The organism is Coriobacteriia bacterium (genome assembly GCA_031292615.1).
Classification (GTDB): Bacteria; Actinomycetota; Coriobacteriia; order Anaerosomatales; family JAAXUF01; genus JARLGT01.
In genome coordinates, this window is record JARLGT010000107.1 from 1 (window position 1) to 17332 (window position 17332).

12 protein-coding genes are annotated in these 17332 nt (G+C 63.9%); 10 read left to right on the forward strand and 2 right to left on the reverse strand.

The window, feature by feature from the left end; translation table 11 throughout:
- From P4L93_09630 to P4L93_09660, 7 genes are all read left to right on the forward strand, one after another.
- Positions 1-417, forward strand: a 417-nt coding sequence (locus P4L93_09630) for a class II fructose-bisphosphate aldolase (protein ID MDR3687201.1), incomplete at its 5' end; no start/stop codon positions are given.
- A 109-nt stretch (positions 418-526) separates the two neighbouring features.
- On the forward strand, positions 527-1384 hold the full coding sequence (locus P4L93_09635; protein MDR3687202.1) for a transketolase: 858 nt from the start codon (positions 527-529) through the stop codon (positions 1382-1384).
- On the forward strand, positions 1381-2310 hold the full coding sequence (locus tag P4L93_09640; GenBank protein MDR3687203.1) for a transketolase family protein: 930 nt from the start codon (positions 1381-1383) through the stop codon (positions 2308-2310). The genes P4L93_09635 and P4L93_09640 overlap by 4 nt, the downstream gene beginning before the upstream one ends.
- A gap of 590 nt (positions 2311-2900) precedes the next feature.
- Positions 2901-8618 (forward strand): YCF48-related protein, encoded by a 5718-nt coding sequence (locus P4L93_09645; protein MDR3687204.1) that lies wholly within the window; start codon positions 2901-2903, stop codon positions 8616-8618.
- 137 nt (positions 8619-8755) lie between these two features.
- Complete coding sequence (ftsE, locus tag P4L93_09650; GenBank protein MDR3687205.1) at positions 8756-9517, forward strand: cell division ATP-binding protein FtsE; 762 nt, start codon at positions 8756-8758, stop codon at positions 9515-9517.
- Positions 9507-10424 (forward strand): permease-like cell division protein FtsX, encoded by a 918-nt coding sequence (gene ftsX / locus P4L93_09655; protein ID MDR3687206.1) that lies wholly within the window; start codon positions 9507-9509, stop codon positions 10422-10424. The genes ftsE and ftsX overlap by 11 nt, the downstream gene beginning before the upstream one ends.
- Before the next feature lie 49 nt (positions 10425-10473).
- Positions 10474-11685, forward strand: coding sequence for a S41 family peptidase (locus P4L93_09660; protein MDR3687207.1), 1212 nt, complete (start codon positions 10474-10476; stop codon positions 11683-11685).
- Between the two features lie 131 nt (positions 11686-11816).
- On the opposite strand, the gene P4L93_09665 is transcribed toward P4L93_09660, so the two are convergent.
- Positions 11817-12245, reverse strand: a complete 429-nt coding sequence (locus P4L93_09665; protein MDR3687208.1) for a hypothetical protein — start codon at positions 12243-12245, stop codon at positions 11817-11819.
- A gap of 129 nt (positions 12246-12374) precedes the next feature.
- Between P4L93_09665 and rnr the strand changes: the two genes are divergently transcribed.
- Complete coding sequence (gene rnr / locus P4L93_09670; GenBank protein MDR3687209.1) at positions 12375-14318, forward strand: ribonuclease R; 1944 nt, start codon at positions 12375-12377, stop codon at positions 14316-14318.
- 115 nt (positions 14319-14433) lie between these two features.
- Entirely contained in the window at positions 14434-15543 is a 1110-nt protein-coding gene (locus tag P4L93_09675; GenBank protein MDR3687210.1) for an FAD-binding protein, read from the forward strand.
- Positions 15544-15571: 28 nt separating this feature from the next.
- On the opposite strand, the gene P4L93_09680 is transcribed toward P4L93_09675, so the two are convergent.
- On the reverse strand, positions 15572-16060 hold the full coding sequence (locus tag P4L93_09680; GenBank protein MDR3687211.1) for a histidine phosphatase family protein: 489 nt from the start codon (positions 16058-16060) through the stop codon (positions 15572-15574).
- A gap of 155 nt (positions 16061-16215) precedes the next feature.
- Here P4L93_09680 and P4L93_09685 point away from each other — a divergent pair, with 155 nt between their 5' ends.
- Positions 16216-17277 carry a M20/M25/M40 family metallo-hydrolase gene (locus P4L93_09685; protein MDR3687212.1) on the forward strand — a complete coding sequence of 354 codons (1062 nt, stop codon included), beginning with the start codon at positions 16216-16218 and terminating at the stop codon, positions 17275-17277.
- Positions 17278-17332 lie beyond the last annotated feature (55 nt).

Here is a 17332-nt window from a genome sequence, read left to right on the forward strand (position 1 = left end):
GGCGACGTGCTCTCGATCGAGCGCGTCCGAGAGATACATCGCCGCATCCCCAATACGCATCTGGTCATGCATGGCTCCTCCAGCGTGCCGCAGGAGATGCTCGCAATCATTCGCGAGTATGGCGGCGATATGAAGGAGACCTACGGCGTGCCGTACGAGGAGATCCTCGAGGGAATCAAGAACGGCGTGCGCAAGGTCAACATCGACACGGACATTCGCCTCGCGATGACCGGTGCGATGCGCCGCTCGATGGCGACCGGACCCAGCGTCTTTGATCCGCGCGTCTTCCTCAAAGAGGCACGTCAGGCTACCAAGGGGCTGTGCCAAGATCGCTTCGAAACGTTTGGCTCGGCGGGGTGGGCGAGCAAGATCAAGCCGATCCCGCTCGAGAAGATGGCCGCTGGGTACGGCTTCTAGGAGCACGCTCCAGTGGTATCCTTGCCCCGCCGTCTCGGGGGTGCCGACCAAGTCAAGTCGGCGAGACGCGACCGTAACGGACTCAATGTTGTGCGATCGGAGAGCAGTCATGCCTGACGTCACGGCCATCGAATCGACCGCCACACGCATGCGCAAAGACATCGTCGAGATGATCGCCGAGGCCGGAAGCGGTCATCCGGGAGGTTCGCTCTCGGCGGCAGACATCGTCGCGACGCTGTACTTTGGCGGAGTGCTCAAATACGATCCGCTCAACCCGACGTGGGAGGAGCGCGACCGCTTCATCCTCTCGAAGGGCCACGCGGCGCCCGTGCTCTATGCGGCGCTCGCGGAGGCGGGCTACTTCGGCCGAGACCATCTGCTGACTCTACGCAAACTCGGCTCGATGCTTCAGGGCCATCCCGATAGCAAGAAGACGCCGGGAGTCGAGGTCTCCACAGGCTCTCTCGGCCAAGGGCTTTCCATCGCGGCCGGGCTCGCGGCCGGGCTTCGCGGTGGCGAGCTGCCAGAGCCCGCGCACGACGACCGCACCGTCTTCGTGCTCATGGGCGACGGTGAGATCCAAGAGGGCCAGGTCTGGGAGGGCGCCATGTTCGCGGCGCACGAGAAGCTGTCCAATCTCGTGGCCATCGTCGACCACAACGGCCTGCAGATCGATGGCGCGTGCACCGAGGTGATGTGCCTCGGTTCGGTCGGCTCCAAGTTTGCGGCCTTCGACTGGCACGTCACCGATGTCGACGGGCACGATGTCTCCGCCGTTCAGTCAGCACTCCTGGCCGCCAAGGCCTACACCGGCGGCCCGGCGATGATCGTGGCTCACACCGTCAAAGGCAAGGGCGTCTCGTTCATGGAGGGCGACGCCGGATGGCACGGCAAGGCGCCCTCGGCAGACGAGGTCACCCGCGCATTCGCCGAGCTCGACTCGCTGACCGAAGGGAGCGCCCAGTGAGCAACAAAGCCACGCGTGAGGCCTTGGGCGTCACCCTCGTCGCACTGGCCGACGAAGGCGTCGACGTGGTCGCCGTAGAGGCCGATCTCTCCAAGTCCACCACCACCGCCAAGCTCGCCGACAAGTACGAGGAGCGCCTGTTCAACGTCGGTATCGCCGAGGCCAACATGATTGACGTTGCTGCCGGCCTTTCACTCTCGGGCAAGATCGCGTTCACTGGCTCCTTCGCGGTGTTCGCCACCGGCCGCGCCTACGACCAGATCCGCAACACCGTCTGCTACAGCAATCTCAACGTGAAGCTTTCGCCGACTCACGCCGGCATCTCTGTCGGTCCCGACGGCGGCAGCCATCAGATGATCGAGGACCTCGCGCTCATGCGCGTCCTACCAGGCATGACGGTGCTCGTGCCCGCCGACTACGCCTCGGCGTGCGCCGCGCTTCGCACCGCCGCAATGACCCCCGGCCCGTTCTATGTCCGCCTGGGCCGCACCGGCTCGGACCCTGTCTATCCCGAGGGCCACGAGTTCGTCGTGGGCAAGGCAAACGTGCTGCGCGAAGGAACCGACGTGACGCTGATCGCGTGTGGCCTGATGGTTGCCGAGGCGCTCAAGGCCTCCGACTCGCTCGCGGACGAGGGCATCTCCGCCGAGGTCATCGACATCGCTTCGCTCAAGCCCATAGACGCCGAGACCGTTCTGACCTCCGCTCGAAAGACCAAGGCGGTCGTCACCGCCGAGGAGCACAGCATCATCGGCGGGCTCGGCTCGGCAGTCGCCGAAGTGCTCGCCGAGGGAGCTCCGACCAAGATGATCCGAGTCGGCGTCAAGGACGTGTTCGGCACGTCGGGTGAGCCCGACGAGCTGCTCGCCTACTACGGTCTGACAGCGACTGACATTGCTTCGTCGGCCCGCGACCTTCTCGCGTAGCGCGCACTCAACATCGACTTCTGCTCGCCCGTCCCCGCGAAAGCGTGGGCGGGCGAGTCGCATTATGGGCTGTTTTGGCTGGTCAACGCCCTTGCTCATCGTTATCATATCGAAGGGGAGAGTCGCGAGATCGCTGGTCGAGCGCGCCAGAGCTGTGAGGACTCTCCCGTTTTGTTGTTTTGAGGCGTCTTTTGTGTGCGGCAGCGCCTGCCGATGAGGCTGTTGAGACGTTGATTGACGACGCGTGGGACATCGGCTGCACGTGCCGAGCGCTCGCCGAGCAACGCGAACGTGTTTCGCTGTGTCTGGAGGGACTCGGTTTGACCCCGCAGCACTCAAACAGATGGGTCTACCAGCGGTTATCCGGATTGCGCGCGTGCAAGTCGCGAGCCGTTACTGGGCTCGCGAATGGCTTCGCCATACGCTACTTCGACCACTCTGGTGTCCCGGCATCGATGCCCGTGACACGTCACTTCTGCCCGATGAGCGAAGGAGTTGATGAGTAGGGCCGAGCGCCTCGACCGATGGCACCCGGAACAGGTCGACGACTGAGTGAATCTCGCAGCGTGCGAGGTATTGTTTCGCACGCCGTGGTTAAGCACACCCGAATCCCGGTCCTCCTGCTCCTCGCGATAGTCGTGGCGATACTCATTCCTCTCTCTGCTTCTGCCTATATCTCGACCGGTCCGAGCACCGATCGCACGTGGTTCTGGCAGAACCCTCTGCCGCAAGGAAACGACCTGCGATCCACCTCTTGGGTATCGACCAACACCGGCTGGGCGGTCGGGGTTACTGGCACCGCCATCAAGACCACCGATGGCGGTGCGTCGTGGACCGCCGAGGACCCGGGAACCACTCGCGACCTGACTGGCGTCTCATTCGTCGATGCCAGCAACGGATGGGCCTCGGGGCTCTCCGGCACCGTCCAACATACGAGCGACGGTGGTGCGACGTGGGTCGCGCAGACCGTGCCCGCCGAGCACGCTGGACACAATCTCCGATCAATCTCGTTCTTCAACGCGAACGTAGGAGTGGCCGTCGGTGACTTGGGAACGACGACATCAACCATCATCTACACGACAAATGGCGGCGCGACCTGGAAGAGTGCCGCGACCACCTCGACAGTCGGGCTGAGCGACGCACAGATGGTGTCGGCCACCAAGGGATGGGCTGTCGGCGGAGCAGGCGTCATCCTTAAGACCTCGGATGGTGGCGCCACGTGGACCCCCGTGGTTTCTCCCGCAGGAGGGGCCGGCCTCGCGGCCGTCTCGTTCGCACCGGGCGGTGTGGTCGGCTACGTCGTCGGCAACGCTGCGCTGCCGAACTGGACGATCTTCAAAACGGCGGATAGCGGTGCGACCTGGGCAGCAGTGTCGGGGCTTGGGGCAACCGGTGCGATTAACCTGACCGGCGTAAGTTGCCTTGACGCCAGCAACACTGTGGTCGTCGGAACCAACGGGCAGATTCGCCATACGCGCGATGGTGGCGTGACTTGGCTGAACCAGTCGCAGAACAACTTGCAGGCCAACGCATTGCGCGACGTCAAGATGATCGACGCGAACAACATCAAGACCGTCGGCGACTTCGGCGTGACCTTCTTCACGCGCAACAGCGGCGAGTTCTGGTTCACCGCGATGCTCGGCACCACCGCGACGTATCGCGCAACCTCGTTCGTGGACGCAAACCATGGCTGGGTCGTTGGCACCAACGGCACCATCATGCGCACGGCCGACGCCGGCGCGACTTGGGAGACTCAGGCCTCAGGGATCACCGTGTGGCGTGGCGTGAGCTTCACCGACCTGAACAACGGCTGGGTCGTCGGTGACAGCGGGCTGATCGAGCACACGAGTGATGGCATCAACTGGGCGCCTCAGAACTCGGGAACCACACAGGTGCTCAACGGGGTCTGGTTCACAAGCAGCACGACTGGCTTCGCCGTGGGCGGAACCGGCACGATTCTCAAGACAACAGACGGTGGCGCGACGTGGACCGCCAAGCCGTCCGGAACGACGCAGGGGCTCAACGCCGTCTGGTTCGCGAACGGTAATCGGGGCTACGCCGTGGGCAACAACGGCGTCATCCTGAGATCCACCAACGGCGGTGAGACCTGGACCACCCAGACGTCAGGTACTACGCAGGTTCTGCTAGCTGTCCAAGGCGTCAGCGTCAGTCAGGTGTGGGCGGCCGGTAACAACGGCGTGGTGCTCACGACCAACAACGGTGGCTCGGCATGGTCGGCGCTCTCGGCCGGGGCAGGCACCAATCCCGTGCGCACGATCTTCTTCGTCGACGCCAACACCGGTTGGCTCGCCAGCAACTACGGCATCGTCCAGAAGACGACTGACGGCGGCACCACCTGGACCTCCGAGGCCGCCGGAATGCCGACCTCGACCGTCGACCCACCTACAGGTATCTATGCGAGCTGGTTTGCCGACGCCAACACGGGCTACCTCGTTGGAGATAGCGGAACGATCAGGCGAACTGTCAACGGCGGTGCGGCGTGGACCTCACTGCAGTTTGGGACACTCTCGAATCTCAACGTGGTCGCGTTCGCCGATGCCGTCAACGGCTGGATCGCAGGCGCCGGTGGATGGGTCATGCGTACGAGCGACGCCGGTCAAACGTGGGCCGCGCAGAAGACCGGCACGAACAACGCCCTGAACTGCATCTCGGTTCTCAGCAGCCAAACGGTCTGGGGAGCGGGTGACAACGGCACGATCCGCCGCACGAACGACGGCGGCCAGACGTGGATCGGCCAGACCTCTGGGGTCTTGTACAACATCAAGTCCATCTCGGCGGTCGATTCTGCTCACGCGGTGGTCTGCGGCCAAGGATCAATCAAGTACACCGCGAACGGCGGTAGTACGTGGGCCACTGGCTCGGTGGACACCACCCAGGTGCTCAACAGCGTGTACATGGCCGACGTGAACAACGGGTGGGCCGTCGGCACGCGAATCGCGGGCAACAACGTCGTGTATCACACAGCCAACGGCGGTGCGACCTGGACCACTCAGGCGACCAGCGCCAATGCCAACCTATGGGACGTCTACTTCCGAGACGCGAACGTGGGATACGCGACGGGTGACTCCGGAGTCATTCTCAAGACTACGGACGGCGGCGCGAACTGGATTCGCCAGAGCACCCCCACCACACTGCCGTTCTACTGGATACGCTTCGCCGACGCCAACAACGGCGTGGCGGTCGGCGGCGGTGGTGTCATCGCTCGAACCAGCGACGGTGGCACCACGTGGGTGCTTCGATCCTCCGGCACTGCCAAGACGCTCACGTCCGTCGCGATGCTCGATGCGTCTCGGGCGTTTGTGACAGGCACGGGGGGCATAGTGCTCCGAAACGCCGACGTTTCGCCGCCGGTGACAACGATGGGGACGAACCCGATCGTACCGAACGGGACCAACGGCTGGTTCCGAACCAATCCTCCGGTCATCAGTCTTGTCTCGAGCAAGGTCGGAACGACCTACTACGGATGGTCCTCGGCTGCCGGTCCGTTCCTGCCCTACACCGGTTCGTTCCTGGCTCCCGCCGGTATCTCGACCCTCTACTACTACTCGGTCGACGCTTCGAGCAACGCCGAGGCGGTCAACAGCGCAAACTTCAAGGTCGACTTCTCGGCGCCCTCCGCCTCGGGCCTCGTGACCGCCACCTCGGTCTCCACCTCGACGGCACAGATCGCTTGGCAGGCTGCAACGGACACGGTCTCGGGTGTCGATCACTACAACCTCTACGTCAACGGCACCTATGCGCTGAGTACCGCCACCACGTCCGCCTCGCTCTTTGGGCTGGCGAGCAACACCAACTACTCGGTCGCCTTGGATACGGTCGATGTCGCCGGCAACGTGTCGGACACTAGCTCGACGCCGATCTTCTTCAAGACCACATTTGTCGATACCAGCCCACTGACGACGATTCTCAATTCGACACCCACCACGCCGGACGGCGCTGACGGATGGTACGTCACCACGCCGACCGTCACGCTCGCTGCCCTTCCGATGGAGGCGAGCAGCACGATCATGTACAGCTGGAACTCACCGAGCGGGCCCTACCAGAACTACACGACTACCATGACGCCGCCCGGCGTGTCGTCCACGCTCTACTACTCCGCGCACGACCCCAACGGCGTGCGCGCCGATGAGACAACGCGACAGGCGAGCTTCAAGGTCGACACGGCCACGCCAGCGACCCCGTCGGTGACCGCGAGCGCAACAGGCTTCGCGAGCATCAACCTGAGCTGGCCGGCCGTTCCCGATACCGCCAGCCTGATCGCCCGCTACGACGTCTACCGAGACGGCACGTTCCTCACGTCGACGACAGATCCGTACGTCGACATCGTTGGCCTATCGCCGAGCACGTCGTACAGCTTCGCGGTCTACGCCGTCAACGGCGCGGGCAAGTCATCGGCTGCCGCGCCAGTCTCCGGAACCACACTGTTCGCACCGCTGCCCTCGGCCCCGATCGCCGTGTACGCCACGGCGCCCTCGGGATACTTTGCACTCGTTGACTGGACTGCCAGCAGCGACACTCTGGGCTCTGTCAGCTATCACGTCTGGCGTTCGACCGACGGCGAGCACTACTCGGTGCTGGCCACGACGACGGGCGGGCTCCAAGGCACGCAGTACGTCGACTCTACGCTCTCGGCGTCACGCCACTACTGGTATGCCGTGTCGACGCTCGACCTGCGAGGGGAGAGTTCTCTGTCCGATACGTCGAGCGCGGTCGCGCCCAGCATCTCGACCACCACCACGGGTCCCCAAAGGCCGAGCGGACTTGCGGCAGTCGAGTCCTCGGGGTCGGTCGTGCTGAGCTGGGCCGCCTCGCCCAATCCGTCGACGGTCGCATACGAAGTGCTTCGCGCCGACTCAAGCCTGGGCACTCCAAGTGTGCTGACGTCTATTCCGATCGCTGCCACCACCTACTTCGACCTGACTGTTCAAAACGGTGCGCCCTACTACTATTCGGTGGTCGCCGTCGACGCATCCGGTACCCTGGGTAGCCCGTCGCTGGAACTCGAAGCGCGTGGCCGCGAGATCTATACAGACCCCAGTCCGCACATCATCCAGGAAGACTCGGCATGCATCTGCCACGCCGTTCATACCTCGACGTCACCCAGCAAGCTCATTCGCTTCCCGGGTGCGACGGTCGATACCGTGTGCGACTCGTGCCACGCGCCCGCGACTTCACTGGGAGAGTTCCTAGACCCGCAGGCGAAGTCCCGACATGCGCTCGACGCAACTGTCTCGCCGGAAGCGCAGTTCACGTGCAATACGTGCCACCGACCGCTCAAGACGTCCACGGAGCCTACCGCCAACCTCATGCTGACCAACAGCGTGTCGCCTTGCGTTGTGGTGACCGACACCCCCGCCGGAGACGCGTTCTGCTACACGTGCCATGGCGTAGGTTCGACGCTGCCGATGGGCGATCTGAGCGGCTTCGAGAACTCGGCCCACAGCAACGTCACTGCGCCGCCAACGGGGGCGGGAATCAAGTGTGATGCATGCCACGAGTCGCACTCCTCTCGCAACGAGGACCTCAACAAGTACAGCGGCTACATGATGTGCGTCGAGTGTCACAACTCCGCGCAGTCCGATCCAAATGCGCCAGATATCTGGAGCCGGCTCACGGAGAACTCCGCCGCCAACGCCAAGCATCCACTGCTGCCGCAAGATCAGGTCAACGGTGCTCGGATGACGTGCCAGAACTGCCACAACACTCACGCGAGTACGGCAGCCAACCCGCTCGTCAATCCGCACAATCCGAGTCCGAGCGGGGTGTGGACAACGCCACTCTCGGACCAGAAGGACTTCTGCTTTACGTGCCACAACGGGCAAGCGCTACCAACGAGCCAAGAGACCACGCCTTGGGCCAGCGCGGTTCTGGCCTCCGGTGCGGCCACGACGGTTGCCGACATCAAGGATGCGTACGCCGTCAACGTCCACGGGTTCGGGCAGCGAAGTGGCGCGACCACAACCACCGCGTTCCTGAGGCCGGACATGGGCTACCAGTACGGCGACGTGCTCGAGTGCGGCTCGTGTCACGACCCACATGGCACAGCCAACAGCTACGCGCTCCTGCAAAACGTGACATCGGCAAACGGCCTGAAGACCATCAACGGCGTCGCGGTGGCGCCCGTTCCCGGCGGCGGATATGACTTCCGGTTCTTCTGCGGCACGTGTCATGCATGGGACTCCTCGACCCACGACTCTATGGCTGGGACGAGCACCGTCAGTTTTCCGACTAACTGCGCGGCGTGTCACAGCCATCTTCACAACGGCAGTCCCTCGCCGAACCTGTAGCTGAATCGCCGTGCTATGAGCCTTGGTCGGAACGCTCACGCATTCTCCACGCGCACTGGAAAGGGTTTCGCTAGGAGCCTCTGTTAGAATCTAGCTAGGGAATCGTCGCCAAGAAACGGAGCATCCCTGTGACAGATATGAGCCAGGCGTCGGTCAATCCGGCGTCCACAGCGCCGGAAGTTCCCGGCGTTCTCCCACGTACGGGCCCCGCGATGATCACGATGCGGGGTGTGTCCAAGTACTACAACGAGGAGAACTCGGCCCTGACCGACGTCGACGTCGAGATTGGATCCGGCGAGTTCGTCTTCATCGTCGGCCACTCAGGATCGGGCAAGTCCACCTTCATCCGGCTGCTTCTGCGCGAGCTGCTGCCCACCCGCGGGCAGATCGTCGTCGCTGGTCAGGATCTCGCGAAGATGAAGAGCTGGAAGGTCCCCTACCTGCGCCGCAACATCGGTTGCGTCTTCCAAGACTTCAAGCTCCTGCCGAACAAGACGTCGTTCGAGAACGTCGCGTTTGCGCTTGAGGTTATCGGCAAGTCCAAGCACGTCATCCGCACGCAGGTGCCGGAGGTTCTGCGGCTTGTCGGTCTCGAGGACAAGATCGATAGCTATCCCGACCAACTGTCGGGAGGCGAGCAGCAGCGTGTCTCCATCGCCCGCGCGTTCGTAAACCGGCCGCCGCTGCTCCTATGCGACGAGCCTACGGGTAACCTTGACCCTCAGACTTCGCTCGGCATCATGAAGTTGCTCGAGCGCATCAACAAGACCGGCACTACCGTGCTGGTGGCGACGCACGACCGCGACATGGTCGATAACATGCGCCGCCGAGTCATCGCTCTCGACGGTGGCCGCATCGTCCGCGACCAGGACCGAGGGGTGTACGGCTATGTCGATTAACATTGGGTACTTCGTTAGCGAGTCGATTCAGAACTTCCGTCGCAACTGGGTCATGACCCTGGGTGCCGTCATCACGATCTACCTGTCGCTGCTGCTTGTCGGCGTGTTCCTTGCCACCGGCTTCATCATCAACAGCGTCGTCAAGTCGGTAGAGGACAAGGTCACCATCCAGATCTTCTTGAAGGATGGCGCGGCCACTACCGACGTCAACGCGCTGCAGACGGCGCTGCTGAGCGACACCGCCAACGTCGCAGGTGTTCAGTACACGAGCAAGGACGCCGCTCTCCAGAAGTTCAAGCAGGACATGAAGCAGAGCCCGGAGATCATCCAACAGCTCGAGGGCAACCCGCTGCCGGCTTCGCTCGACGTGACACTCAAAGATCCACGGACCGTTCAGGCGATGGTCGACAAGATCAAAGTGAACCCACTGTTCCTCAAGGTTGCCGATCGACCTGACAACCCTGAGGAATCACTTAAGTACGGTCAGCAGGTCGTCAAGAAGCTCTTCGCGTTCACGCAGGTCGTGCGTTGGATAGAGATTGCGTTTGTCTTCATGCTCGGCGCCGTATCCCTGATCTTCATCAACAACACCATTCGCCTGGCTATCTACGCGCGCCGCAAGGAGATTGGCATCATGCGGCTCGTCGGCGCCAGCAACTGGTTCATCCGCACGCCGTTCCTGCTCGAAGGCGTGTTTCAGGCGTTGATTGGCGCAGGCCTTGCAATCCTGTCCGTAGCCGGACTCCAGGCCGCTATCATGCCGAGGCTGGGCGACGCGCTGCCGTTCCTTCCGGTCAGCATGACCGGACAGGCCACCGCGCAGATCGCGCTCGTGCTCATCTTGGCCGGCGTGTTCATCGGACTGCTCGGCTCAGGGTTTGCGCTGAGGCGCTACCTGAAGGTCTAGGGGCCAGCGCGAGCCGGCATCGACCTCCCAACGAAAGCGGTATAGCTGCATGAGCAAGACCACCAAGGTCATCGTCGGCGTTGCGCTCGTCGTGATCGTCGCGTCGTTCGGCTTCATCGGAGGCTTCGCCGTATCGCACCTCGGCTACTTCACCGAGTTGCCGTCGGCGGCTGCCCTGAGCCCGAACGGCAGCCCCACCGCCGACAAGGTCTCTGAGGTCGAAGCGCTTCTCAAGGCACAGGCACTGAGTCCTCCCACCGAGACCTCGGCCACTGCGGGCGCCGTTCAGGGCCTTCTGGGTAGCAACGGCGACAAGTACGCTACGTACTTCGATGCGACGCACTTCAAGGCGTTCTCCGAGGAGACCAACGGCTCCTTTGGCGGCATCGGCGTGGTTCTCGGCGAGAACAAGCAAGGCCAAGCGTACGTTGTCGAGGTCTACCCCAACACGCCCGCCGCTAAGGCCGGCATGAAACAGGGCGATGTCTTCCTCGTCATCGGCGGCGTCCGCCAAGACAAGTGGACGCAGGACGAGGTCGTGAAGCGCGTTCGCGGGGCGGAAGGCACTCAGATTGCCCTGACGATGCTTCGACCAAATGCCGACCCGACGAAGGCCGGCACTGAGGTGCCGTTCAAGATCACTCGAGCGATGATCGACTACCCCAATACCAAGACCAAGATGTACGGCAACGTGGGCTACGTGCGGCTGGGGCAGTTCAACGCCAACTCCACCACTGACATGGAGAAGGCGATCAACGACCTGACCAAGCAGGGCGCCAAGTCGCTCGTCCTCGACCTGCGCGAAGATCCCGGCGGGCTGCTCGACCAAGCCGTCGGTGTCTCGTCGCTGTTCATTCCGGATGGCCCGATCGTTCGCGTTGACGAGCGCAACAAGCCCGAGGCTGTCAGCTACGCGACAGGGCACAAGATCACCGACCTGCCGCTCGTGGTGCTCATCGACGGCAACTCGGCCTCAGCCAGTGAGATCACCGCGGGTGCTTTGCAGGACTACGGCCGTGCCACGCTCGTCGGCGAGCAGAGCTACGGCAAGGGCAGCGTTCAGACGATCGTCCCGCTTCCGGATGGGTCTGCGGTCAAATTCACCATCGCCCACTACCTGACGCCCAAGAAGCGCGTCATTAACGGCATCGGCCTGACCCCGGATCACATCGTCGTCATGGACCCGATGAAGCAACTCGATCCTAAGACGGACACCCAGCTCAACACAGCCATAGCGCTGGCCAAAGCCAAGGGGAAGTAAGCGATAGACGTGCAGGCGCCCCGGGGGTGCCGCGCTCAAACATGCTCGAAGGGCCGCCCACTGGGCGGCCCTTCTGCGCAACTGCGCGCGGCACCCCCGGGGCGCCCGCACGTCTACAAGACGCTGAGTTCCTAGTCTTCTTCGTCCTCGTCGTCTAAGGCGATGAGCGACTCAAAGTCGGGCGCGGCCTCCTCGGACAGCAGGTGCGGACGGGTCGTCGCCGCAGCCTCCTCCTCGGTCTCGGGCACCGAGATGAGCTCGAGCGTGGAGCCATCGCCGTGAAGAACGAAGCGCCAGCGCTCCTCGGGAAGCGGCTCGAAGTCGAGGTAGCGGAAGGAGAGCACGTTGAGGAAGAGGCAGCCGTTGACGACCAGCGTCGCGGACTCAGGGTCTGCCATCAGCTTGACCAGCGCCGCGCGGCCATCATCGACAGACTGTCCATGCGCGGTGAAGCGATACTCAAGGCTCTCGAGTGTCTCGAGAGCTCGGAGCATATCGCGGGGGTTTGCGAGGGTGCCTCTGCCGATCAGACAGGGCGCGAGGTCGTGTTCATGGTTCATCTGTTCGCTCCAGATTGGTACCGAGGCATTTGGTTTGACGGATTGTAGCACCCTCCGTGCCGAACGCGATTCGCGAGAGCGGCTGCGGTAGACTCTCTACTACGGTCTGATTGAAAGAGAGGAAGCCTCGTGGCGAAGCCCAAGCGATCTCCCAAGGCTCGCCGAGGAGGCCCCATCGTCGGCCGAATCTCCATGACGCGGCATGGCTACGGCTTCGTTGACGCACCAGAGGGCGACTTCTTCGTTCCCGCCCGTGATACCGCCGGCGCCATGCACGGCGATACGGTTGCACTGCGTCCCGAGACGCATCGAGGCAAGGCCGGACGCTCGGGCGTGGTCGTCCGCGTCGTAGAGCGCGCGAACGCCACCGTGGTCGGCCGTTTCGATCGGCACGGAGCCATCGGCATCGTCTCGCCGGCCGACCGCCGCATGCGCCACGACATCTTCATCGCGCCCAACGCGGTCGGCGACGCGACCAGTGGCGACATCGTCGTAGCCCGGATCACCGGGTACCCGTCGCGCAATCACTCCGCGCAGGGCTTCATCGAGGAGATCGTCGGGCGCGAGGGCGACCCCGGCATCCAGATCGAGATCACCATCCGCGAGCACGGTCTGCGCACCGAGTTCCCCGACGCGGTGGGCGAGGAAGCGGCCAAGATTCGCCTCGACGTCGACGACGCCCTTCGCCAAGAGCCAGACCGCCGAGACATTCGCGACCGCTTCACCTTCACGATCGATCCGGTCGACGCGCGCGACTTTGACGACGCCATCAGCATCGGACACGCCGAGGACGGCCGCGTGATTCTCGGCGTACACATCGCCGACGTCAGCCACTACGTGCCCTGGGACTCGTCAATCGACAACGAGGCGCGCCTGCGCGCAACGAGCGTTTACCTGGTCGACCGCGTGCTGCCTATGCTCCCCGAGCAGCTCTCCAACGGCATCTGCTCGCTGAACCCTGGCGAACCGCGCGTCACGTTCAGCGTCGACATGACGCTCTCGAAGGATGGCGTGGTGGAGGAGGTCGCGATCTTCCCGAGCGTGATCACGAGCGACCGGCGCTTCAACTACGACCAAGTCGATCGCTGGCTTTCGGACGACGAGCCGTTCCCCGACGCCGATAGCGAAGCGGCGTTGCGCGAGTTCGCGAAGGTGGCACATCACATCGGCGAGCGCCGCATCGCGAGAGGCGGACTGGACTTCGAGACCGTCGAGGCAAAGGTCCGACTCGACTCCGACGGCAAGCCGCTTGAGGTCGTGTTGCGCGAGCGCACGGTGGCGACCAACTCCATCGAGGAAGCGATGATCGCCGCCAACGAAGCGGTTGCGCGCCACATGCGCGACGCCAAGGTGCCGATGATCTACCGCATCCACGAGGATCCCGATCCGGACGCGCTCGACCAGATCGGACTGGTGCTCAAGGAGTTCGACTACCCGGTCAAAGACCTGCACGGTGCATCGCCGCAGACGTTCCAGCGCATTATCAAGTTCGCTCACGCTCGCCCCGAGAAGTACCTCATCAACTCGCTGCTGGTCCGATCGCTCGAGCGCGCCCGCTACGTCGACTACCTCTCGCCGCACTTCGGCCTGGCGAGCGAGGCCTACACGCACTTCACCTCACCAATCCGCCGCTATCCCGACCTGATCGTCCATCGCCTGCTCAAGGCGCAACTGCGCGGCAAGCTGGACACGGATCCCAACGCCGCCCACATGATCCCCGAGCTTGGATGGCTCGCCGAGCACAGCAGCTTCATGGAGCGCGAGGCCGAGATGGCCGAGAACGACTCGACGCGCTACAAACTCACCGAGCTCATGGGCGAGCACATCGACGAGGTCTTCCCCGGGCTGATCACAGGCGTGGCGAACTTCGGCCTGTTCGTGCAGCTAGACAATACCGCCGAGGGTCTAGTGCACGTCGATTCGTTGCCGGGAGGGCCGTATCGCTACGACGGCCCGCGCCACGTGCTTGCATCGGAGAAGAAGAGCTCCGTCTACCGTCTGGGCGAGAGGGTCAAGGTGCGAGTCGTTAGCGTGTCGCTAGCGGATTCGCGCATCGACATGGAGCTGGAGTGACCCGCCGAGGGTAACGCCTGTGCAACCGCCTCCCAAACGTCCGTAACGCCTGCGTTCGCGACGTGCCGCCTCGGCCATGCTGGGACAAGCGAACCAGCGACACGCGGAGGCTGCAATGTACGACATCGCGATCATCGGAGCGGGTCCGGCCGGCTCCACGCTCGCTCGGCGACTTGGAAGCAAGCATCGGGTGCTGCTGGTCGACCGGCGTCGCATGGACCTTGACCCTTGCCAGAGCCCCGCCTCTAAGCTGTGCGGTGGGCTGCTTGCCCCGGCGGCGCAGCGCGAGCTAGCGCGTCAGGGCCTCGGCATTCCGCAGGCAGTCATCGCCGGCCCGCAACTCTTCGCAGTACGCACGCTCGACCTCTCCGCCGAGCTCGAGCGGCTCTACCAGCGCTTTTACGTCAACGTCGATCGCGAAGCGTTCGACCGCTGGTTGGTCTCGCTCGTTCCACATAGCGTCGAGCGTTGCTGGGGATGGAGCCTCTCGGCAATCGAAACCGACGAAGAGGCACCCACGCTGACGTTCCGAACCGCCGACGGCGGTCGGGCGAGCGTTCGCGCCCGCATGGTCATCGGAGCCGATGGTGCGAGCTCAACCGTGCGCCGACTGGTCTATCCGACGGAGACCTCGCCCGAGCGGTACTCGGCGGTTCAGGCCGTCTTTGACGTGGGAAGCGCCGACCCGTTCTACGGCGCGATCTTCGATGAGTCGCTGACGGACTTCTACGGCTGGACCATCCCGAAGGGCGGCACGGTGGCGGTTGGCGCGGCTTTCCCGGTGGGCGCCGGTGTGCCGGCTCGCTACGACGAGTTTGTGGGCAAGCTGCGAGCCAGCGGTTTTCGTTTCGGCCGGGAGTTGCATCGAGGCGCAGCCGCGATTTCGCGTCCCACTCGCCCGAGCCACCTGTTCGTCGGCCGTGGTCGTGTGCTGCTCGCTGGGGAGGCCGCCGGCTTCATCAGTCCCAGCTCGGCGGAGGGCATCAGCTACGCGCTTCGCAGCGGCGCCGATCTTGCAGGCGCGCTGGATGCTGGGCCTCAGGGCGCAGCGTCGCGCTACGTCTCGGCGGCGTGGCCACTAGCGCTGCGAGTGGGCGTCAAGGCGGCAAAGGGTGGAGCAATCTACGGCGCCGCAACCCGCAGGCTCGTCATGCGTTCCGGGTTGGGCGCGTTGCCAGCGAGTGGCTCGCACAACCCGCAGGTCGACTTGGGCTGGTTGCGCTAGCCCAGGCTTCCCACGCAAGGGAGCGCGCCTACTCGCAACCCGGGAAGATCGTCGGCGGAGCGAGCCACATGAGGCGCCCTGCCGGTGGCCTGAGCGCTGCAAGCTCCACAAGTGCCACCGATCCCTTGCGTACGTCAATCGATGCGTCGCCGATGACTTCGCATAGCACGCTCGCGAAGCTCGGGTTGTGTCCCACGATCGCGATTGAACGCGCGCCGTGGTGCTCGGCGAGGATGGCCTGCAGGGCAGCCCGGTCGAACTCGTGGCCCAAACGCTCGTCGGTGACGATGGGAACTGCTCGGCCGAGCGCTTTGCCCAAGAGCCGGGCTGTCTGATCGGCGCGGACGAGCGGGCTTGTGATGATGAGGTCGGGGTGCAGCGCGCCAGCGCCTACCAGCGACGCCGCCGCCATCGAGAAGCGCTGACGGCCGGCTCGTGTGAGCGGGCGCAGTCCATCGTCCTGGCGCCAGTTCGCCTTGCTCGAAGCTGTCGCATGACGGACGAAGTAGAGCTTCATCAGGTTCCTCTCGGTACGCGGCGCCCGTGAAGGGCATACATCCTTATTGTCCGATGATGCCCCCGCAGACACCATCGGCACCCTGTTAACTTCTCGTGACATGCGGAATCGCGCTACAGTAGCACGTCAACCCGATGCGATTCGGAGGCTCGTCTATGCACAAGAAAGACCTGGAGTTCCTTACCGAGCTAGTCGAGGCCCCTTCGCCCTCAGGCTTCGAGCAGCCAGCGGCCAAGGTATTCCGAGACAGGCTCGCCAAGACCGCAGACTCGATCGACACCAACGTCATGGGTTCGGTGCATGCACTCCTCAAGGGCAAGGCCGACGGCGTCTCGGTGATGCTCGCCGGGCACATCGACGAGATTGGTCTGATGGTCAACTACATCACGCCCGAGGGCTACATCGCGTTTGCGGCCATCGGCGGCGTCGACGCGGCGATCCTGCCGGGCATGCGCGTGCGAGTGCATACCAAGGGCGGCGCGCTGCTCGGCGTTATGGGACGCAAGCCGATCCACCTGATTGACGACGATGAGCGCAAGACCATCACCAAGCTCGAGAAGCTCTTCATCGACGTGGGTTTCAAGGGCGATGAGGTCAAGCAGCGAGTGCGCATCGGCGATCCGATAACGTTCGATCTCGGGCTCGAGACGTACGGCGATGGCATGGCCGTCTCTCGCGCCTTCGACGATAAGATGGGCGCTTGGATCGCGGCGCGCGTTCTCGAGGAGGTCAAGGCGGCAGGCGGTGCGCCCGGCGACCTGACCGCCGCGGCAACGGTGCAAGAGGAGATCGGGCTTCGCGGCGGCACAACGAGCGCCTGGTGCTGCGATCCGACGGTGGGTATCGCTGTCGAGGTGGGGCACGCAACCGACTATCCCGACATCGACAAGCGCAAGCACGGCGAGGCGAACTGTGGCGATGGGCCGATCATCGCGCGCGGAGCAAACGTGAACCCTGCACTGTTCGAGCTCCTCATTGCGGCCGCCGACAAAACCAAGGTCAAGTATCAGATCGGTGCCGAGCCACGCGGCACGGGCACCGACGCCAACGCCATCCAGCTCGCCCGTGGCGGCAAGGCAGCTGCGCTCGTATCGATTCCGCTTCGCTACATGCATACACCGACCGAGGTTCTGGCGCTCTCGGACCTCGACGCAACGGTGAAACTGCTGACGCGCTTTGTGCTCGATCTGAAGCCCGATACTGACTTCACGCCGTAAGCTGAGCATCATCGATGCGCAAGACTCGTCGGGCCGCCCCTGGGGGGGGCCCGCC